The sequence below is a fragment of the Streptomyces olivochromogenes genome (assembly GCF_001514115.1).
Classification (GTDB): domain Bacteria; phylum Actinomycetota; class Actinomycetes; order Streptomycetales; family Streptomycetaceae; genus Streptomyces; species Streptomyces olivochromogenes.
The window spans coordinates 24,862-44,843 of sequence record NZ_KQ948490.1; the positions used below are offsets into that span (position 1 = coordinate 24,862).

At 68.5% G+C, this 19,982-nt stretch carries 18 protein-coding genes and 2 pseudogenes; 6 read left to right on the forward strand and 14 right to left on the reverse strand.

The genetic code is table 11. The features are described from left to right. Window positions 1-53: 53 nt before the first annotated feature. Window positions 54-770, reverse strand: coding sequence for an LmeA family phospholipid-binding protein (locus AQJ27_RS48700; protein WP_425275295.1), 717 nt, complete (start codon window positions 768-770; stop codon window positions 54-56). Window positions 771-945: 175 nt separating this feature from the next. Continuing rightward, window positions 946-1,581, reverse strand: a complete 636-nt coding sequence (locus AQJ27_RS48705; RefSeq protein WP_067384924.1) for a TetR/AcrR family transcriptional regulator — start codon at window positions 1,579-1,581, stop codon at window positions 946-948. A 172-nt stretch (window positions 1,582-1,753) separates the two neighbouring features. On the opposite strand from AQJ27_RS48705, the pseudogene AQJ27_RS48710 reads away from it, so the two are divergent. Together AQJ27_RS48710 and AQJ27_RS48715 are read left to right on the forward strand one after the other, a co-directional pair. After that, a pseudogene (locus tag AQJ27_RS48710) lies at window positions 1,754-3,052 on the forward strand (MFS transporter). A gap of 178 nt (window positions 3,053-3,230) precedes the next feature. After that, window positions 3,231-5,096 carry a hypothetical protein gene (locus tag AQJ27_RS48715; protein ID WP_067384926.1) on the forward strand — a complete coding sequence of 622 codons (1,866 nt, stop codon included), beginning with the start codon at window positions 3,231-3,233 and terminating at the stop codon, window positions 5,094-5,096. A 200-nt stretch (window positions 5,097-5,296) separates the two neighbouring features. Here AQJ27_RS48715 and AQJ27_RS48720 read toward each other — a convergent pair whose 3' ends face one another. After that, a complete protein-coding gene (locus AQJ27_RS48720; RefSeq protein ID WP_067384929.1) occupies window positions 5,297-6,628 on the reverse strand; it encodes a Dyp-type peroxidase in 1,332 nt (443 codons plus the stop codon). After that, entirely contained in the window at window positions 6,625-7,179 is a 555-nt protein-coding gene (locus AQJ27_RS48725) for a hypothetical protein (RefSeq protein WP_067384932.1), read from the reverse strand. The genes AQJ27_RS48720 and AQJ27_RS48725 overlap by 4 nt, the downstream gene beginning before the upstream one ends. Window positions 7,180-7,618: 439 nt before the next feature. On the opposite strand from AQJ27_RS48725, the gene AQJ27_RS48730 reads away from it, so the two are divergent. Both AQJ27_RS48730 and AQJ27_RS48735 read left to right on the forward strand, forming a co-directional pair. After that, entirely contained in the window at window positions 7,619-8,758 is a 1,140-nt protein-coding gene (locus AQJ27_RS48730) for a DUF4331 family protein (RefSeq protein ID WP_067384934.1), read from the forward strand. A gap of 31 nt (window positions 8,759-8,789) precedes the next feature. Continuing rightward, window positions 8,790-9,446, forward strand: a complete 657-nt coding sequence (locus tag AQJ27_RS48735; protein WP_067384937.1) for a tetratricopeptide repeat protein — start codon at window positions 8,790-8,792, stop codon at window positions 9,444-9,446. A 49-nt stretch (window positions 9,447-9,495) separates the two neighbouring features. Here AQJ27_RS48735 and AQJ27_RS48740 read toward each other — a convergent pair whose 3' ends face one another. The 6 genes and pseudogenes from AQJ27_RS48740 to AQJ27_RS61130 form a co-directional block, all read right to left on the reverse strand. Beyond that, window positions 9,496-9,861 (reverse strand): STAS domain-containing protein, encoded by a 366-nt coding sequence (locus tag AQJ27_RS48740; protein WP_067384940.1) that lies wholly within the window; start codon window positions 9,859-9,861, stop codon window positions 9,496-9,498. Continuing rightward, a complete protein-coding gene (locus AQJ27_RS48745; protein WP_067385015.1) occupies window positions 9,858-11,108 on the reverse strand; it encodes a SpoIIE family protein phosphatase in 1,251 nt (416 codons plus the stop codon). Before AQJ27_RS48745 ends, AQJ27_RS48740 begins: the two co-directional genes overlap by 4 nt. Continuing rightward, window positions 11,108-11,917 (reverse strand): alpha/beta fold hydrolase, encoded by an 810-nt coding sequence (locus AQJ27_RS48750; RefSeq protein ID WP_067384943.1) that lies wholly within the window; start codon window positions 11,915-11,917, stop codon window positions 11,108-11,110. Before AQJ27_RS48750 ends, AQJ27_RS48745 begins: the two co-directional genes overlap by 1 nt. Window positions 11,918-12,158: 241 nt before the next feature. Then, window positions 12,159-13,886 (reverse strand): thiamine pyrophosphate-dependent enzyme, encoded by a 1,728-nt coding sequence (locus AQJ27_RS48755; protein WP_067384946.1) that lies wholly within the window; start codon window positions 13,884-13,886, stop codon window positions 12,159-12,161. 46 nt (window positions 13,887-13,932) lie between these two features. Continuing rightward, complete coding sequence (locus AQJ27_RS48760) at window positions 13,933-15,516, reverse strand: FMN-binding glutamate synthase family protein (protein WP_067384949.1); 1,584 nt, start codon at window positions 15,514-15,516, stop codon at window positions 13,933-13,935. Window positions 15,517-15,718: 202 nt separating this feature from the next. Beyond that, window positions 15,719-16,119: pseudogene (locus AQJ27_RS61130) on the reverse strand (hypothetical protein). 219 nt (window positions 16,120-16,338) lie between these two features. On the opposite strand from AQJ27_RS61130, the gene AQJ27_RS48765 reads away from it, so the two are divergent. Both AQJ27_RS48765 and AQJ27_RS48770 read left to right on the forward strand, forming a co-directional pair. Beyond that, on the forward strand, window positions 16,339-16,812 hold the full coding sequence (locus tag AQJ27_RS48765) for a hemerythrin domain-containing protein (protein ID WP_067384952.1): 474 nt from the start codon (window positions 16,339-16,341) through the stop codon (window positions 16,810-16,812). A gap of 170 nt (window positions 16,813-16,982) precedes the next feature. Next, window positions 16,983-17,435: an SRPBCC family protein gene (locus AQJ27_RS48770; protein ID WP_067384955.1), complete on the forward strand. Its 453-nt coding sequence runs from the start codon at window positions 16,983-16,985 to the stop codon at window positions 17,433-17,435. 647 nt (window positions 17,436-18,082) lie between these two features. Here the strand turns inward: AQJ27_RS48770 and AQJ27_RS48775 are convergent. The 4 genes from AQJ27_RS48775 to AQJ27_RS48790 are packed head-to-tail and all read right to left on the reverse strand — an operon-like array spanning window position 18,083 to window position 19,949. Next, on the reverse strand, window positions 18,083-18,493 hold the full coding sequence (locus AQJ27_RS48775) for a gas vesicle protein K (RefSeq protein WP_067384958.1): 411 nt from the start codon (window positions 18,491-18,493) through the stop codon (window positions 18,083-18,085). Next, complete coding sequence (locus AQJ27_RS48780) at window positions 18,483-18,722, reverse strand: gas vesicle protein (RefSeq protein ID WP_067385018.1); 240 nt, start codon at window positions 18,720-18,722, stop codon at window positions 18,483-18,485. Before AQJ27_RS48780 ends, AQJ27_RS48775 begins: the two co-directional genes overlap by 11 nt. After that, a complete protein-coding gene (locus AQJ27_RS48785) occupies window positions 18,722-19,549 on the reverse strand; it encodes a GvpL/GvpF family gas vesicle protein (RefSeq protein WP_067385021.1) in 828 nt (275 codons plus the stop codon). Before AQJ27_RS48785 ends, AQJ27_RS48780 begins: the two co-directional genes overlap by 1 nt. Beyond that, window positions 19,542-19,949 carry a gas vesicle protein gene (locus AQJ27_RS48790; protein ID WP_067384961.1) on the reverse strand — a complete coding sequence of 136 codons (408 nt, stop codon included), beginning with the start codon at window positions 19,947-19,949 and terminating at the stop codon, window positions 19,542-19,544. Before AQJ27_RS48790 ends, AQJ27_RS48785 begins: the two co-directional genes overlap by 8 nt. Window positions 19,950-19,982 lie beyond the last annotated feature (33 nt).

The window sequence follows — 19,982 nt, forward strand, 5'->3', positions numbered from 1 at the left end:
GCTGCCCGACGTCGACGGCGCGCCGAGAGCACGTACCTGACACCCGCGAGGGATCATTTGGACGACGAACTCGGGTGGAAGGTGACCGCCTTGCCGGTGAAGCGGGCGCTGATCCCGCTCTTCGTCGTGGTGACCGACCGCAGGCGCAGCTCCTCGGGGATGTTCTGGAGGGGGACGGGCTCTTCCAAGGCCCTTTCCAGCAGGGCCTTCACGGGAGGGAGCAACTCGCCCTGGGTGACACGGACGTCCTTGAAGGCGATGCGGTTGCCGCCGGCCGCCGAGACGGCGGTACTCACGGTCACCTCGCCGACGAGCGGCAGGTCGACCCGCACGTCCACCCGGCCCGGCTCGTCGCCCTGCGAGACCTCCAGGCCGAGCCCGCCCGACACGTCCTCGTACGACAGGAAGGCGGTCGCCTCGACGCTGCGCGCACGGGCCTCGCCGGCGCTCCCCGAAGTCTTCAACCCGTCGAGGCCGACGGTCAGTTCCGTCACCGGCAGCGGCCGGGTCGTTCCGCTCGCCGGGATGTCGTGGGCGGTGATGTCGACGTGCCGCAGGCTGCCCTCGGCCAGCTGGGTGAGTACGGGAAAGCCGCTGACGTGTACAGAAGGGCGCTGCGGGGTCGCCATGCCCTCCTGGAACGCCTCCGCCGTACGGCTCTCCGCGCGGGCCGCGGCAACACGGTCGACGGCGACGGCGCCGGCCAGCACCACCGCCAGGGACGCGACGGCGATGATCCTGCGCCGCCTCCTCGGGGCAGGGGAGCTCACGTGCAAGGCAGCGTCGCCGTAATGCGGCTCGCCCACGGGCCCCTCGTCATGCTGGGACTGGTGCATGGCTTTCCTTTCGGGTCCTCTCGGGAAGTGATCTCCAGTCGCTCGCACAAGCTGCCGGAGTCGGAGTCGGACTTGACCTTGGATTTGGACTTGGACTCGGACGGGATTTCTAGGCGCCGACGGGCTCGGGACGGCCGAGCCGACGGACCTGTGCGACGGCGAGGTCGACGTCCGCCCCCACGGCGATCAGGGCGGCGGTCGCGGCGCGCGTGCCGTCGTCGCGCCAGGTTCCGGCGTTCACACACTCCAGGAGCGCCAGCAGATGCCCTTCGAGTGCCCGACTGAGCGGCCCGGGCGGGACGCTGGCCCGGAAGACGCCCTGCCGCTGCCCCTGCTCGATGATCGACGCCGCCATGTCGCGGGCGGGGGCGAGGACTTCGTCCATGCGCTCCGCTCCCAGGTCCTGAGGCGCGAGTCTCAGCAGCATGCGATAGCGGTCGCCGACGGGCCACAGGGCCAGGACGAAGCGGGCCATGGTGGTTGCGGTGTCGGGATCGTGGAACGTTGCGGCCGCCAGTGCCCGTCGCAACGCCTCCGCGGCGTCCGTGACGAGCCCCTCGACCAGCGCCGGCCGGCCGGCGAAGTGGTCGTAGACGGTACGACGCGCCACGCCGGCTGCCTCGGCGATGTCACTGAGGCTGCTGTCGGGATCGTGGCCGAGTTGCTGCCTTGCCGCTTCGAGGATGCGGGCCCGCGTGAGCTGTGTCTGGCGGCGCCCGCCGCCTGTGACGCGTGGGCTGATCATGTCGGACCTCCGGTCGACGGGGAGGGCGTCTCGATACTTGCACATCGATGGGCAACAAACTAATTTGCACATCGTTGAGCAAATATCTGCCCGCAGTGCCGTGGCCGTGCCCGCATTGACCCTGCAGACCCACCGCCCCTTGAAGCTGCCGCTTCGCCCTGAGGAACTTCCGATGCCGTTCTTTGCCCACACGCCCGCCGAGAAGATGACGGAGCCGTACCCACGACGCTGGTGGGCCCTGCTGGTGCTGTGCCTGAGCCTGCTGATCGTGGCCGCGCCCGACATGACCCGGGACCTCGGCCTGTCCAGATCATGGGCGTCGGCGCCGCCGTCGTGATGCCGGCCACCCTGTCGCTGCTCGTCGCGATCTTCCCGAGGGCGGACCGTGCCAAGGCCATCACGGCCTGGAGCGCAACCTCCGGCCTCGCCATCGCCGCCGGTCCACCGCCGGTCCGCTGGCGGCCGGCTGGCTGCTGGAGAACCACGCCTGGGGCTCGACCTTCCTGATGAACGTCCCCATCGCGGTCGTCGGCGTCGTCGGCGCACTGCTCCTGGTGCCGCCGTCGAAGGCGGAGAAGATGGGCGGGATCGACTACGTCGGCGGTCTGCTCTCGATCGTCACCGTCGGCAGCCTGGTCTACGCGACCATCGACGGGCCCGCACTTCGGCTGGGGCCACCGGCCCCATCGCCGCGGCCGAGGTCGCCGGTCTCGGCCTGCCGGCCTTCGTCGCGTGGGAGCTGCGCCACCCCCATCCCATGCTCGACGTACGCAAGTTCAAGGAGCGCCCCTTCAGCGGCTCCATGCTCGCGGTGTTGTTCTTCTTCTTCGGCGCCTTCGGCTCGATCTACTACGCCACCCAGTTCCTCCAGTTCATCCTCGGCTACAACGCGCTGGACACCGGCGTACGACTGCTGCCGCTGGCCGGGGCCGTCTTCGTCGGCGCCGCGGTGACCGGACGACTGGCCCCGAAGCTGGGCGTGAAGCCGGTGGTGGGAACCGGCATGGTGGTCGGCACCGCGGGCGTCTTCCTGCTCACGCGGATCGAGTCGGGCTCGACCTACACCGACTTCCTGACACCTTTGCTGCTGCTCGGCTTCGCAATCGGTCTGAGCCTGTCCCCGGCCACCGACACCTTCATGGGCTCCTTCCCCGAGTCGGAGCTGGGCGTCGGAGGCGGCGCCAACGACACCACGCTGGAACTCGGCGCCTCCCTGGGCATCGCCATCCTCGGCTCGCTCCTCGCCACGTCCTACAAGGACAAGCTGACCGACCCGCTCGGCGGCCACCTCCCGCCCGCCGCGACGGACACCGCCAAGGACTCGGTGGGCGGCGGCCTCATCATGGCCGCCGGAACCCTGAGAGTCCTGGCGGTCCTGCCCGGCCGCCGGGCCACCGGCAAGCACCGCCAGGAGGAGCCGGCGGCACTGGAGGCCGACCGGGGCGAGGAGTACGCCGACTCCGTCGGGTGATCCGCGCGGACTCCTGAGAATCCTGCCCGGCCTCCTCCGGCCCAGGAGCTGATCGGCTGGGCCGAGCTCGGTCGGAGTTCTTGGGGCATGCAGGAGATCCGCACCGGGCCCTCTCGCCGCAGCGTTGTCAGTGGTGATCGGTATGGTCGGCGCACTTGATCAGCTGAGGAGTGCAAGCGTGAAACATCCGGCCGAACTGGACAACGTGCAGTGGCACACCCTGACGCACGCATACGGCTCCGCCGAGGACGTGCCTGAGCTGATCAAGGCGCTCTATCAAGGCGACGAGGAGACTGCCGGGGAGGCGATCTATGAGCTCTACGGCAACATCCACCACCAGGGCACGGTCTACCCGGCGTCGGCACCCGCAGTCCCCTTCCTCGCCCACGCCGTACATCACGCCTCAGGCAGGCGAGAAGAGCTGCTGATACTGCTCGCCACCCTCGCCGACCACGACCCGGAGGACATCGAATCGCCGCACTGGCCCGGCAGTTCACCCGCCGCGGTGTGCGCGGAACTCTGCGGGGTGCTCCCGGGGCTACTGCCCTGCCTCGCGGACGCTGAGCGTGTGGTGCGCCGGGCTGCGCTCCGGGTCGTCGCAGCCGTGGCCGAGCTGCTCCCGTACGAGCTGCGGGCCTCGGCCATCGAACAGATCGACGTGCTCTACGCCACCGATCCCGTCCCAGCGGTGCGGGCGGACGCACTGGTCGTCCTGAACCGGTTTGGCCGGCTTCTGGAGCCACTCGACAGCCCGCTGCCCGAGGTCCGACTCGCCGCGGCCATGCTGGCCGCCGAACGGTCCGGACCGCCGTACCCGGCTGAGCTTGTGGAAGTCATCGCCGAGGACGGCGCCGAACCCGACCCGGGGGACGACGACTTCCCGTGGTCGGGCACCACCACCCGGGACGAGCCGCTCACCCGCCTGCTCACCCGGGATCCGGACGCCGGCCTCGCCGTGGCCGCCCGTTGGATCGTGGCCGGAGACCTCGGCTCGCGCGGTTCCTGGCTGGCCCAGGAAATAGCCAGGACCTGGCGCGACCAGGAGCCCCAGGTCCTGGACCTGATGCTGGCCGCCTTGCCCCACCAGAAGGACGCCCGCGCCCTCGTCAGCCGCCTGCGCACCATGGGCCACTGGATCGAGCACCTGCCCGAGCCGGGCGCCGAACTCCGGGACGTGCTGCACCAGTACGCAGTTGCCGACGACGAGACCGCCGAGCCGGCGCTGCTCGCCCTGGTGCGCTCCCGCGACCCCCGCGCCCTGGACCTGGTGCTGCGCCGCCCCAGCGCCCAGCTGCTCGGAGCGGTGGCGCGGCACTTCCCCGAGGCGGCCGACCAACTGATACCCGTGATCCGCCGTGAGCTGGCAGCGGGCGCCACCGGGAACACTGGCATCGCCCTGGTCGGGGCCCTGGCGCCGTTCGGTGCCGCTGCCCGCCAAGCCCAGCCCGAACTGGTCGACTGCCTCAAGACCCGGCGCGCGGCCATCGTCGCCGCCCGCCAAATCGGGCTCAACGGCATACGGACGCGGGAGATCACCGACCTGCTGCGCGACGCCTCGCAGAGCACCGACCCCTCGCTGAGTGCCGCGGCAGCTGTGGCCGACTACCAGCTGACCGGTAACGTCGGTGCGGCGCTTCGCACCCTCGAAGGGCTTCTCTCTGCCCGGGGCCAGACCCACTGGTACCTGAGCTGTCTGCAGCCGCTGGGCAGCGCCGCCGCTCCGCTGCTGCCGTTCATCGAGCCTCTCCTGGGGGCAGGGTACGAGTGGACTCGGATGGCGGCCGCCGAGGCCCATCACTGGATCACCGGGTCCCCGGACCGCGCCGTCCCCGTCCTCGTCGAGCTGATCGGCCCCACCCCGGTCGGCCTCCGCGCCCTCAAGGCCCTCGCCGCCACCCGCCAGGTCCCAGAGGAGCTCCACCCCACTCTTCGCTCCTTCGCCTTCTCCCCGCTCCGCCTGCTCAATGACTCGCCGCTGTCCGGACAGGACCATCCGGACGAAGAACTCCGCACCCTGGCCCGAATGTTGATCGATGCCGACTAGTTGGCTGTCGCTTCGACATAGGCGTACGCGTAGAACTGGGTCACCAGTTTGGGCTCCGGCTTCAGCTCGCGTCGACTTGCGTCGCTGACACGAACGAGTAACCGGTGGTCCGCCACACGCAGCCGTGGCCAGCTCCCGACCTGCTGAGTCTGCCCGGAGACCAACCGGCCGGCGGCAGTCACGGCAAGACCGTTGCCGCACTAGGGCAGCGAGGCGATCCAGCCGATCGCCCTCAGGCCGGGCAGGTAGAAGTACTCGCCGCCCCGGACGGTCACGAAGCGCGGCAACCCGGTGAGTCGGCGGCGGACCGGCTTACCGGGAATGGTGTAGGTGTCGGTGCCGTCATGGTTGCCGGTGAGCGGGTCCTTCTCGGTGCCGAGGCCGACGAAGTCGCCGTCGTTCAACCAGACCTGCTGGATGAACTCGAACTGCCGGAACAGGCTCGCTCCCAGGAAGATGAAGATGATGCCGCGCTCCGCCCCGTCGTCCTCCAGTACACCGTCCGGGAGGACGGATCCGTAGGCTGCGCCGCGCCGGAGCAGCCGATGCGTGTTCACCGCGACCACACTGTCCTTGAGGCTGTCCCTGGGGTTGACGCGCCGGATGTGGGCGCCGTGCGGCACGCGCTGTCCGTGCGGATCATCGTCGTAGTAGAGGAAGTCGTTGTTGCGCATCGGGTCGACCGCCAGGTCGGGATCGTCCCTGTCCGGTGACAGGGCAAGCGGCGCACCGCTGCGCCAGCGGCCGATCATCTTCGCGGCGATCAGTTCCTCGTCCTCGGGTGACTTGGCGTGGTCGCGCAGGTATCGGCGGAACGCCGCCACGTCGGAGTGGAATTGCCGGAACGCGAGGTAAGCGCCGTTACGGCCGAGCGCGTCGGGCACCGGCGCGTCAGGCAGTTTTCCTGATTCATCCTGGTAGCCGAGGATGAATTCTCCGGGCCAGATCTCGTCATGACCGGGCAGTGGAGGACTCGTACTTCCACGGATGTGCGGTCCACCTATGCCGTCGCGAAAACCGAAGTGCTCACGTCCCGAACGCGGGACGCCTACGTCGAGTTGATAGACCAGGCTCACTCCGCCAAGGCGCCCGGCTGCGGTGCGCGGTTCCTGCAGCGCCCCGGCCTCTTCCGAGAGGATCAGCACCCCGATGTGAACGTCCCGGCTGCCCAGCGGCGGGACCCAGTTGCTCGGGTCGTTCGCCCCGGTGTCGCCGAGCACATTCTTACGGGCAGCCATGCCCTCGCGAAACTCTGCCGAGAACGAGGCGAGAGACTCCGCCGGAACTCCCAGCCGCTCAAGGCCGCTGTAGGTGAACGCGATGTTGAGGGTGAAGGGTCGTGGGCTCTCCCAATCCGCGCAACTCGTTATCTTCGGCAGGATGCCACGCAGCGACTGCCTCGCCGCACCGGCGTCATCGATCCGGTACAGCAGGTACACGCCGTGGTAGTCGTCGGGGCGTCGGCGCAGCAACGTGCCCTGGATGTCGTCGAATTCCAGGGTCGGGACTGTGCGCCCGGCTGATTCGCTCATTCCTGCACCGTGTCGAGCAGTTGGTTGAAGGCGTTGGTGACCCGCAGACTCTTCGTGATGTCACGAGGTGTCGCCTCCGGGTCCGGGCTGCCGTACCAGATGCCGGCCTCGACCTGGTATTTCGCGATGTACTGGAGTGTCTCGTCCGGCGATTTCACGCCCGGGTAGCCCTCCGCGACTTCAGTGAAGATGTAGTCGATCCATGGACCCGCGAAGCGAATGACATCCTGAACGTAAGGCATGAAGTCATCGCTGTAGGTGGCAGCGAAGAGCAGCTGCTGATCGTCGTTGATCAAGCAAACACGCAGGTCGTGGACGGTGCCGAGCCTGCCCTCCCAGTAGGGAGCCTCGATCTGCGCCTTCTTCGCCCGTTCACGGAAGACGGACGGACCGGTCGGCTGAATCACTGGAGCGACCAGCGTGAATTCCGCGCGGTTGCCGACCCGGGTGCCCGCCCCCTCGGTCTGCCGCCGGGGCTCCTGGGTGTACCGGCCGATTTCCTCCGCGGTCACGTGCGGCGAGATCGGGTCGTAGGTGCTTGCGTCGAACATGGCGATGACTTCCTTCAGACGAGGGCCTGCTCGGAGGACCCGGACCGGGGCGTCGCCTGCCTCAGCCCTCCGTCAGGCTGGCATGTCGGCACCATCAAGGGGATTATTCCCTTAGTACCAATCTCCATCAGATTGTCGTGTTGTGCGCCCAGTGGTCTTGCCGCTCTCTCCTCCCGGGCACATGAGAGGTGCCCCCGGGCAACGGCCCGCATGGTGGTCTGGGCCGCACAAGATCTGCCGAAGGTCGGTGGGCCGCACAAGATCTGCCGAAGGAAGGTCACCGGGCCCACATGCTCGGTGCCGTCGCGGTGATGTGCGGATGTGTCCGGCCGCGCTGGGACACCGTCGCGTACGTCGCCGAGGCACTGGAACCGTGTAAGACGCGGGGCACTGTACAGACGGCTACCTGGCGCGGATTCCCATCGAGGGAGGTCATGCAGTGTCGGACCACCTGTCCAGCCTGCGTGCGATACAGGACCCGGTCATCGACCTGACCGACTTGTACTTCTTTCCCGTCCCCGATGTACCAGGTCGGCTGGCCGTGGTGCTCAACCTGTTCCCCGGGGCGCAGCCAGGAGCGGCCTTCTCCGACGCCGTCCTCTACCGCATACGGTTGGCACCCGCGGACATCGGCCCCGATGCCGTGGTCCGGGCCCGCGGTGAGGACGCCGTCTCGTTCGACGTCACCTTCACGGACATCGAAGCGGACACCGGTGACCAGAGCGGCGCGCTCGGCTACGGAGGTGACCGTGCGGTCGCTTTCCGTACCGGGGAGAAGGGCGCCGTACGCGAATCCGCAGTGTCGATCTTCGCCGGGCTGCGTCGAGATCCCTTCTTCATGGACGTCAAAAGCGAGATCCGCACACGCGCTACCCGCCGGCTCGCATTCACCGCTCCCGGCGTGGACGCCGTCGCGGGACAGAACGTACTGAGCATCGTCCTGGAACTCGACTCGGACGCTGTCCTCGGCACCGGCCGCTCGGCGCTATGGGCCGCTACGGGGGAGTCTCTCAGCAGGGGAACACCGGCGGCACGTTTCGAACGCATCGGCCGCCCCGAAGCGAAGAACGTGCTTCTGTCGGTCAACGGAAACGACACCGTGAACGCGACCGTGGATCTGCGCGACCTGTACAACCTGGACGACCCCTTCGACGTCCCACCGGAGTCCGCAGCCGCCTACCGCGCTCGACTCGACGCGAATCTCGCCATGTTCGATCAGCTGGATGACGCCATCGCTTGGCCGTTCACCGACGGTCAACACCACCCACTCACCGAGACACTTCTCCACGACCACTTGGTCCTGGACGTCGCAAAGCCGTTCGGCGAACACGGATACCTCGACGTCGAGCGCGGCGCCCTCACCGGTCGGGGCCACGAAACCTGTGGCGGACGTTGGTTGAACGACGACGTCATCGACATCCTGTATTCGGTGATCGTCGGCGGCTGGAACGGCAGACCGGTCCGCGACGGAGTGGACGCCGCCGTCATCCCCGCGTCGCGTGCATTCCCCTACCTGGCCGCGGCCAACCCTGCCCCGCCCGCACTGGAGGTCGGAGCGATTCTTGAACCCTCGGACTGAACGCGCAGACCTCGACGGATGGTGCCTGCCGTTGTGCACGTCCTCGTCGATCGCGCTCGCCAACCTGGACGCCCAGACAGCGGGGCTCGCCCAGCACTACACACAGTTCGGGCGCACCGATGTGGGAGCGCGGCTCACCAACGCGCTGCTCGCACGACACAGCATCACCTCCGACCCATGGGATCTGACCGCCGCCGACCGCATCACAGCCGAACTCGTCAGCCGCACCTCCGCGGACCCCACCGCCTGGATCACCCGCGCCCACGTGACCACGACCACCCACCGTTTCGCCGAGACGATGCAGGCCCTCGCCCTCGCCGCGCATCACGGCGCGACCACCGAGGCCCTCGTCGAGGAACGCGCCGACGTTCTCGAGGCGTGCGGGCACAGCCCGGCCGCCCTCAGACTCCGCCTGGCACAGGGCACCGCCCCCACCGAGCCACAGCAGATGGCGCGTATCGCGTGCCTGCACGTGTCGATGGGAAACGACGAGGAGGCGCGGGACGCTATCGGCGAAGCCCTAAGGAGATACGCAATCCCCTCTCCGCTTCCCCTGACAGCCATGCTCTACAACTGGGGGCACGCACTTCAGCACGCCGGACAACATGAAGAGGCGATGACGGCATATCGAGCCGTACTCGCATATGTGCCCGCCCATTCACGGGCCCTCCGAGCTCTCAGCGAATGACGACAGATGCCCGCACGCGCTGCGCGACATATGAACCCGCCGCATGTGCTCATTCAGAGGTGGGGGTGGGTGGTGTCCAGGCTGCTTCGGCTGCTTGTGCGGTGGGGTGGGTGGGGAAGACCTGGTCCAGCCCGACGATGTGGAGCATTCGGCTGACGCGGCCGGGGATCGCTGCCAGAGCGATGCTCGCCTGGGCGGCGAGGGCGTGATTGCGGGCGGCGATCAGGACGGTGATGCCGCTGGAGTCGCAGAAGGTGATGCCGGTCAGGTCGATGACGAGCTGCTGGCCCGCCAGGAGTGTGAGGCGGGGCAGGAGCGTACGTACGTCGGGGGCGCTGTCGTTGTCGAGCTCTCCGGACAGTTCGATGACGGGCCCGGCGGGGGTGGCGCGGGTGTGGACGGTCAGCTGGGTCACGGCTGCCCTTCACTGGTGGGCCGGGGCACGCTGATGGCGAGCACGGCGGTGTCGTCGTCCACTCCGGTGCCGAATGTGTCGAGCAGGTCACGGACCGCGGCGACGGCGTCGGAGGCGGTCGTCGGTGCCAGCGCCTGGGCGAAGTCGAGAAGAGCGTCGTCACCGTAGCGGTCGCCGTCAGTGATCTGGGCGGTGTGTGCTTCGGTGAGGCCGTCCGTGTGGAGCAGCAGGGTGTCACCGAGGTCGAGGCGGACGGTGGTGGTGGCGATGTGGGCGTCAGGCAGGGCGCCGATGAGCTGCCCGCCGGGGGTGGGCAGGTAGTCGGCACTGCCGTCGGCCCGCATGAGCAGGGCCGGGGGGTGGCCGCCGCTGGCCAGGGTGATGCGGAAGCCGCCTCGTTCGGTGTCGGGGATGAGCAGTCCGAAGACGACCGTGCAGAACCGCGGGTCGTGGCCGTTGTACTCGTGGTTGAGAACCGTGTTGAGGTTGCTCAGGACGGCGACCGGGTCGGGGTCGTAGACGGCGGCGGCGCGCAGGGTGTAGCGGGCCAGGGAGGTGACGGCCGCTGCGGCCGCGCCCTTGCCGCACACATCGCCCAGGAACAGTCCCCACGTTCCGGAGGCGAGAGGGAACAGGTCGTAGAAATCGCCGCCGACCTTGTCGGTCGAGGCGATGTGGTAATGCGCGGCCACATCCAAGCCGGGCACATTCACCAGGGCCGGGGGCAGGAGGGTCCGTTGCAGGGTTGCGTTGAGGCGCTTGAGTTCTTCGCGTTCGCGTTCTGCCTCCTGCCGGGCGCGCAGCAGCTCGGTTTCGTAGGCGCGGCGGTCGCGTGCGTCGAAGACGGTGGTACGGATCAGCAGTGGCTGCCCGTCGCTGCCGGTCTTGACCGTGGACGTCACCAGTACCGGCAGACGGCTGCCGTCGGCCGTCTTGAGTTCCAGAGCGATTCCGCTGACCTCTCCCTGCATGCGCAGCAGCGGAGCGAAGTGCGTCTCGTGGTAGAGCCGGCCTCCCACGGTGAGCAGGTCGGAGAACGTCTTGCGGCCCACCAGGTCGCCGCGTTGGCGGCCAAGCCAGTTGAGCAGCGTCGTGTTGATCTTCGCGATCGTGCCGTCCAGCAGGGTGGAGAGGTAGCCGCACGGCGCACGCTCGTACAGGTCTTCCGCGCTGTCTTCCAGCAGTGCGGAGAACGCCGCGTGGTCGTCACGGTTCTCGCTGCCCCCGCCGTCAGTGGCCTTGCGCATCATCGGCCCGCTCCTGCGAAGGCGATGATCGCGGCAGCCGTCTCCTCCGGGGCGGCGAGCTGGGGGCAGTGCCCGGTCGCGTTCAGTGTGACCAGGCGGCTGCCGGGGATCTGCGCCTGTACGAAGGCTCCGACCTCCGGGGGCGCGATCGCGTCGCTGGAACACTGCGCGACCAAAGTGGGCACGGTGACCTTGGCGAGGTCGTCGCGGTTGTCGGACAGGAAGGTCACCCGGGCGAAGGTCCGGGCGATGACCGGATCGGTCCGGCAGAAGCTGTTGGTGAGCTCCTCGCCGAGTTCGGGGCGCTCGGGATTACCCATGATCACCGGCGCCATGGCACCTGACCAGCCCAGATAGTTCGCATCCAGTGAGTCCAGGAGCTCATCGATGTCCTCGGCACTGAACCCGCCCCGATAGCCGGCGGCCGGATCGTCGATGAAACACGGCGACGGGGCGAGCAGGACCAGACCGGCGAAGGCCTCCGGCTCCCGCGCCGCGGCCAGAACGCCCATCATCGCGCTCACCGAATGCCCCACGAAGGTCACCGGCCCGAGCGACAGCTCACGGCAGATCTCCAGCACGTCATCGGCGTATCCCTCCAACGAGGAATAGCGCTCCGTGCTCCACGCCGAAAGATCGGACCGCCCCGCTCCCACGTGGTCGAAGAGCACCACGGTGAAGTCGCGCTCCAGAAGCGGTACGACCAGCCGCCACATGTTCTGGTCGCACCCGAACCCGTGCGCCAGCATCAGCACGGGGCGACCGGACTGGCCGGTCACCGTCACATGATTCCTGCTCCGCACAGTCATACGCCCATCCTCGCAGACGGTTCTACGGCCCCCTCCCGGGACCGAGTGGCTTCAGTGGTGACGGGGCGCCGGATCAGGGCGCCGATGGCGCGCACGCCGTCGCGCCAGTTGCCCACTTCGATGCCGATTTCGACAAGCACGTCCCGGTGTGGCTCGGCGGCACTCGACCGTCAATTGACCGCACGGGCGGTGAGTCACACCGTCTCCCTGGCCCGGCGCGGACACGGGACCGTGCTCCCGGTCAGCCTTCGCGGCTCGGGAGAATCTCCTTGACCTTGGCGATCGCGAAGCCCCACCCCTGTGCCACGGTCGGCTTGCCCGGCACGGCCACCTCCTCGGGGTTGGTCAGCACATCCAGCAGGACCGGCCCAGGGGTGTCCAGGGCCCGGCGCACGCTGTCGTGGAGATCGGCCGGGTCGGTGACGCGGATGCCGGTGAGGCCGAGCGCGGTGGCGACTGCGGCGAAATCGGGGTTGTCGAGTTCCGTGCCGAATTCAGGCAGGCCGGCCTGCTCCTGTTCGAGTTTGACCATCCCCAGTCGGCGGTTGTCGAAGACCACGAGCTTCACCGGCAGTTGGTACGTCCTGACCGTCATGAGGTCGCCGAGCAGCATGCTCAGCCCGCCGTCGCCGCAGAAGGCGACGGTCTGGCGATCGGGCGCCCAAAGCTGGGCCCCGAGGGCCTGGGGCATGGCATTGGCCATCGAACCGAGGTTGTACGAGCCGATCAGACGCCTGCTGCCACGCATGGTGACGAAGCGCGACAGCCAGACGGTGGCCATTCCGGTGTCGGAGGTGAAGACGGCGTCCTCGGCGGCGTAGGCGTCCACCGCGGCGGCCAGCGCCTCGGGACGGATCTCGTGGTCACGGTTGTCCAGAGCAGCCCTCAGCTTCCCGGTCCAGCGGCGCTCGTGACGGGGGTCGGCCAGGCGCCGCTGTCCTTCCTGCCAGTGGGCGAACCGTTCCCGCGCGTCGTCCAGGTGGCCGCGGTCCGGGACCGCCTTGAGCAGCGGGAGCAAGGCTCGTAGTGTCGCGCCGACATCACCCGTCAGACCCACGTCCACGGGAACCCGGCGGCCCAAGTGCTCCTCACGGGTGTCGATCTGGACGACCTTGCACCCCTTCGGATACCAGTCCCGGTACGGGAAGTCGGTACCCAGCATCAGGAGCGCGTCGCCGCTGTCGAGCGCGTGGGAAGCGGCGGGGTTGCCTATCAGACCGGTCTGCCCCACCTGGAAGTCGTTGTCCCCCTCGAACCCCTCCTTCGCCTTGAGGGTGAGCACCATCGGCGCGGCGAGCACTTCGGCGGTCCGAAGGACCTCGGCGCGGGCGGCGCGCGCTCCGCGGCCGACAAGCAGGGTGACGCGGTCGGCGGCGTTCAGGAGCTCGGCGGCTTCCGCGAGCGCCGGATCGTCCGGGCGGGTGAGGGGGCGGGTGAGGGCGAAGCGGGCGGGCCGGTCGTCGCTCAGCTCCTGGTCGCCCAGGTCCCCGGGCACGGTGAGCACTGCCACTCCGCCTTGGCTGACGGCCGTACGTACGGCGGACTCCAGCATCCGCGGCATCTGGTCGGGGGAGGAGACGGTGGCACGGTAGACGGCCACGTCACGGAAGAGCAGGTCGTTGTCGACTTCCTGGAAGTAGTCGCTGCCGACCTCGGCCAGGGGAACCTGACCACAGATCGCGAGGACGGGGGTACGGCTCTTGGCCGCGTCGTAGAGCCCGTTGAGAAGGTGTACGGATCCCGGTCCCACCGTTCCCATGCACACCCCGAGCGTTCCCGAGAGCTGGGACTGCGCTCCGGCGGCGAAGGCCGCGGCTTCTTCGTGCCGGCAGCCGACCCAGTTCAGGTCGTCAGTGGTGCGGATCGCGTCGGTCAGAGGATTCAAGGCGTCTCCGACCACTCCGAAGACATGCTGGACGCCCAGGTCCTTGAGTGCGTCGACGATCACGCGGGCGACGGTTCGTGCCACGGGAGTGCCCTTCGGTCCGGTGCGGCCCTCGGAATGAGTGCCGGGTTCAGTGGGTGAAGCGGTCCGGGTCTGCCGACTTCCAGTCGGCTGCCCAGCTGGAGGGCGCCGACGCGAGCAGTTGTCCGGGGGCGAGCCACTCGTGGAGTTCCGCGTAGGAGCGGACGGTGTGCGGGTTCACCCGCTGGAGCAGCATGTGGGGTCGCAGCCCGCGCGGGTCGTCGACGCCCATCGAGGCGATGATCTGGAGAGCGCTCTTGACCGTTGCCTGCTGATAGCGCCGTACGCGCTGGGACTTGTCGGGAATATCAATGGCGCGGGCGCGCCGTTCGTCCTGGGTGGCGACCCCTACGGGGCAGGCGTTGGTGTGGCAGCGCTGGGCCTGGATACATCCGATCGCGAACATCATGGCGCGGGCGGAGTTGGTGTAGTCGGCTCCCTGGAGCAGGCGTTTGACGAGGTCGCCGCCGGTGGCGACCTTGCCGCTTGCACCGATCCGGATCCGGTCGCGCAACCCGACGCCCACGAGGGCGTTGTGTACGGCCATCAGTCCCTCACCCAGCGGCAGGCCGACGTTGTCCGCGAACTCGAGCGGCGCCGCGCCCGTTCCGCCCTCCGCGCCGTCGACGATGATGAAGTCCGGTGCGCTGCCCTCCTCCAGCATCGCCTTGCACACGGCGAGGAACTCATGGCGCGAGCCGACGCAGAGCTTGAACCCGACGGGTTTGCCGTCGGCCAGTTCGCGCATCCGGGCCAGGAAGCGCACCAGTTCGCGCGGTGTGGAGTAGACGCGGTGGAAGGGCGGCGAGATGACGGTCTCCCCTTGCGGAACGCCGCGGACCGCGGCGATCTCCGCATTCACCTTGGCGCCCGGCAGGACTCCTCCGATGCCGGGCTTGGCGCCCTGGCTGATCTTCAGCGACACGCACTTGACCTGCTCGTGCGCCGCCTTCTCGGCGAACTGTCGCTCGTCGAAGTCCCCGTCGTCGGTCCGGCAGCCGAAGTATCCGGTGCCGATCTCCCAGACGAGATCCCCGCCGGGGCGCAGGTGGTACTCCGACAGACCGCCCTCGCCGGTGTCGTGGGCGAAGCCGCCCAGCTGCGCGCCGGTGTTGAGAGCCAGTACGGCATTGGCCGACAGCGAGCCGAAGCTCATCGCCGAGACGTTGAGCAGGGCCATGTCGTAGGGCTGAGTGCACTCGGGTCCGCCGATTCGGACACGCGGCGCCTCGCTGCGCACCGATCGGGGTGCCATGGACGGGGTGAGGAATTCGCTCCCCATCCGGTACAGGTCGAGTTCGGTGCCGAACGGTTCCTCGGCATCGGTGCCCTTGGCGCGCTCGTAGACGATGCTGCGGGTGTCACGGTCGAAGGGGCGGCCGTCGAAGTTGCGCTCGATGAAGTACTGCTGGAGCTCTGGCCGCAGCGCCTCCAGCGCGAATCGGAGGTGCCCCAGCAGCGGGTAGTTCCGTAGGACGGAATGCCGACGCTGCACGAGATCGTGGACGGCCACGAGCGCGAGCACGAGCAAGGGGCAGGCCGCGGCCCACCACCAGGGTGACACCAGGACGGCGGTGGCCGAGCCGGCCAACGCCAGCGAGCCGAGCAGGGCGACCAGAAATATCTTCAGCACACCGTGCGTGTGTCCCGAAGTCCGGCGGTCAATCCGCTCGCCCGCATCGCTCAGGCGCTACCGGTGTACCAGCAGGTGGAGAGGGCGTTGAAGCCAGAGGAGTCCGGAAGGTCGCCCCGCGCCGTCCGGACGGCGGTCACTGCTCCTGTTGGCGGTGACGTCCCGCCTCGACGAGAGCTCGACGAGAGACGGGGCGCGAAGGTCAGCGGGCCCGGCGGCTGCCGGGCGGGTCCTGCGGGTCTTGAGGGTCGACGCCGGTGGTGGCGGATGCGTCCCTGGTTCCGCTGGGGCGCTGGGAGCGGCCCTTGGGGCCGGTGTCGTGCATGCCCTTTCGTCACTGCGGGCTTTGCTCTGTTCCTCTCCGCGGTCGCTCGTGCTCTTCACGGGCCTGCCGTGCGGATTCCCCGCCTCTTCTTTGGAGACCTTGCGCCCGGGGCCCCTGTCGGGAGCGTGCTGGTCGGGGTGGAACGAGCGGTGGGCGCTCGGGTTGTCCTGCCGGCGGGTCTCGTCGACGTCCGGAGACCAGCCGTGCTGGTGGGTGCCTTTGTGCCGGCTGGGGCCCTCACCGTGCGGGGGCTGGGATGACTTCGGCTGCTTGGCCATGGCCTGGCCTGCCTTCTTTTCCTGCATTGGGTAGGGACTGTGTGAGGTCCACGGATTGCGGAGCTCCCTGTGTCGATGTGGTTGCTACCAGTGGTTCAAGCTCGAGCCATCATTCCGGGTCATCCGGGCTTTCGTCTGTGCAGGTTCGTGGCCGCAGTGGGTACCCGGTTCCCCTGGGCGGCACGGGCCGTCCGGGAAAGCCGATGCGGAGGGATACCTGTGGACGGAATCGTGTTGCTCAAGGAAGACCACAAGACGGTGGAGAAGCTGTTCAAGCAGTTCGAGAAGGCCGGCGACGGCTCCCATGCCGAGAAGCGGAAGATCGCCGACCAGGTGATCGAAGAACTCACCACCCATACCTGGATCGAGGAGAAGATCTTCTACCCGGCCGCCCGCGAGGCGGATCCCGACACCAAGGACGACGTCCTGGAAAGCGTCGAGGAACACCACGTCGTGCTGTGGATGCTCTCCGAGCTCAAGGACCTCGACCCGGCCGATGAGCGTTTCGACGCCAAGATGACCGTCCTCATGGAGAACGTCCGCCACCACGTCGAGGAAGAGGAGAAGGAGTGGTTCCCCGATGTCCGCAAGTCCATGGGCCGCAACCGACTCACCGAACTCGGCGAACAGATGGAAGCGGCCAAGATGAAGGCCCCCGGTGATCCCCTCGCGGTTCCCAGCGCCGACCAGTAGACCGCCGACGGCGGGTGCGTCCGCCATACGAAGGAATCACTGGCCGACGGCCTGCCTCCGCCCTCCTCGCTGCTGCCCCCGCCGGTCTCCGGCGGGCGACGCCACCCAGGGAGGTACGCCCGCTGCGATGGACGCTGCACACGTTCCGATACGGCAGGAGGTTTTGTCGTATGGCTGTTCGTCATCACCTGATTCGTCGTCCCCCGCACGCGGTGTGGGCAGTGCTTGCCGATCCGGCCCGGTACGGGGAGTGGGTGGTGGGACCCTCCGAGTCCACGCCCCTCGACCAGGCCTGGCCCGAAGTGGGTTCCCGGATCCGCTACACCCTGCGGCTGGGTCCTTGGTCCTCGGACGGGGTCACGACCGTCCGCCACAGCGAAACGGGCAGGGAGCTGGAACTGGAGGCTTCGTTCAAGCCACTGGGCACCGCGAGGATCTTCCTCCAGCTCCGGCCGTGGGGTGAGGAAACCCTCGTCGTCTGCGACGAGCACCCCCTGCGAGGTCCGGGCGGCGCTCTCCACAACCCTGCGACCGAAGCGCTGCTGCAACTTCGGCACCGGGGCATGCTGGCCCGCCTGGCCAGGGTCGTGGAACGGCAGCACGAGGGAACCCGCCATACCTGACGCGTCGCCGGCCTCAAGGCGCCGCCGGCAGCGAACGGCAGCGCAGCGGCTCGGACCAGGTGGTCGTGCCCTCGGTGTCCCGCCGCACGGCAAGGTGCCGGTCCTCGCCGCATGGTTCGGCGTGTGCTTCTTGCCGAGCACGGTCGCCGGGCGTCTTGTGCGTGTGCCGGACGCTGCGAGTCGGCTCTCGAGCAGGGCGGGGCCCGGGGGGAGCGTCAGCCCGGATCAGGGATCGAGCGCCTTGGCGGCGCGTTCACGCCGTGTCGCCTGGTGACGCAGAGCCTTGAGGAAGGGGCAGCTCCAAGGCTGCCCGGGCCTTGAGGAGCTCGGGGTCCCATTCAGGGGCGGCGTCCACGCCGGCGAAACCCCGGTAGTGCAGCTCGTGACAGAGATACAGGCCGAGCTGCCAGTCGTCACCGAAGGGAGATGCGTCTGCGAGCGACCCATTGTCGGGAGGCGGCCCTGTACTTCTCAAGTACTCAGCAATCGCCGTCGAAATGGGGCCCCGGCTCGGCGGTGACGGCGGTCCTTTCGACCAGGAATCCATGCGTACGCGGTACCCGTGATCCAGAACGTCTCGCATGGCCGCTCTTCTTCGCGGCTGGACCGAGGGCACTCGCTCTCGGTGCTGCCGCGTCGCCGGCGGTTCAGTCGGAAGGCGGCAGCAGTGTGCCCAGCGGCCCGAGATCGAGGTTGAGGTCCTCCATGGTCAGTCCGTACTGGGCGCACAGGTCGCTCATGCGGTCGTGGAGGAGCATGAGCGTCGCTCCCAGGCGTTCTTCCTGTTCGTCGGTGAGGTCTCCTTGGTCGACGCGGTGCAGGGCCTGTCGTTCCATGAGCTGGCGCAGCAGTTCCACGAGAGTGAGGACGAGCTTCATGAGGTCCCGTTCGACGGTGTCGCGGTCGGAGCTGATCCGCCGGGCCGGGGAACGCGAGCCCTTGCCGGCCGGCGGGTCCAGGTCGCGTGGGGCGGCGGGCAGCAGCCGGAACGCGCGTGCGGCGGCCTCCGCGACCTCGTCGGCGCGGCTCGGCGGTCGTCTCTCTCCCTCAGCCGTCATGGTCGCCGCCTCGCGGCGGATTCGTCCTCGTCCATGGCGAGGGGTTCTGCTCGCTGATGGAAACGATCAGGGCACGCAGCGAGATACGTACGAGATCGATGTCCGCGATGGACAGCACAACGTCACCGGTGAGGACGACCCCACCGCTCAGAAGACGGTCCAAGAGGTCGATGAGAGCGACCTGCCGCTGAGGCAGACGCTCCGCCTCGGGCGCACGGCCAGGCGTGATCACGGGGGCGCTCCCTCTGCCGCTGCGGCACCGCCGGATTCATCGAGTGGCATGGCGAAGGAGTACGGAGCCCAGGGGCCGGTGGCCTCGACCCGCACCCCGTCCAGCCCGTCAGCGGCATGCGCCACGTCCGCCAGGAAACCGTCGCAACGCTTCAGGGGCACAAGGTAAGCGTCATTCACTACGTTCTCGCCGACGGCGCCGGCCGCATCGGCGAGAAGGCCTTGCTGTACGCGATGCCGGACACGGTCGGAGGCGTGCCTGCGGCCCGCGGCCTCCACGCGCTCGGCGGCCTTCTGCGCCGCCTGGTACACGGTGTCGCGAACACTTTGCTGCTGCCGGCGGTTACGCAGATAGGCGCGCCCGGGTGTCAGGTCTGCCGCGGGAACAGTCGGCTCCGCGAGGGCCGCAGACGATTCGACGTAGATCTTGACACCCCATTCGACATGTTCGGAGAGTCGAGCCAGGCGCCCCGCGAACATGGTCCGCCCGGCTTCCAAAACCTCTCGCGCCCGGTTGTCGTCGAGATAGACGGTTGCCAGGCGCAGCGGAAGTACGGTGGTGCGCTCGCCCAAGGCCTCGATGACGCCGTGGTGGGCGCGGGCCACCGCCTCCAGCCACTCGAGGTCCTCGAGATGCTGCTTGAGAGCGTCCTCCTGGAAGTCCTGTCCGGGCACATGGCTCACCGCGAGCCCCAGCTGATCGTCGCCGGTGTCGGTGAGGAGGCTGACCGGGGATTCGGCGACGCCTCGGAGCGGCGCGGTTGCTTCCCGCAGTCCCTCGGCGTTGCGTACCACCGCATACGCGTATGTCAGCAGGTCACTCATCGCGAGCACTTCCCCGGCGACGGCGGCCCGTGTCCTGCGGCGCTTCCTCCTTTTCGGGGAGCGCGTTGGCCTGGCGGATGGCGTCTATCTCGGCCCGCAACCGGCGGTTCTCCTCGGCCAGTGACTGTTCACCCCTGCTGCGAGACGACAGCGAGGGGTCGTGCTCCCACCAGTCGATGCCCATTTCCTTCGCTTTGTCGACGGAGGCAACCAGGAGACGCAGCTTTATGGTCAACAGCTCGATGTCGAGAAGGTTGATCTGTATGTCGCCTGCGATGACGATGCCCTTGTCGAGTACCCGTTCAAGGATGTCGGCGAGATTCGCGGAGGATCCCTGCGCGTAGGGGGGCGCTGATCGGGACGGATAGGAACCAAGCCTGTTGGCCAGGGGTTCAGTCACGGTTGCGGCCTCGTATTCCCTCGTGCCGGATCG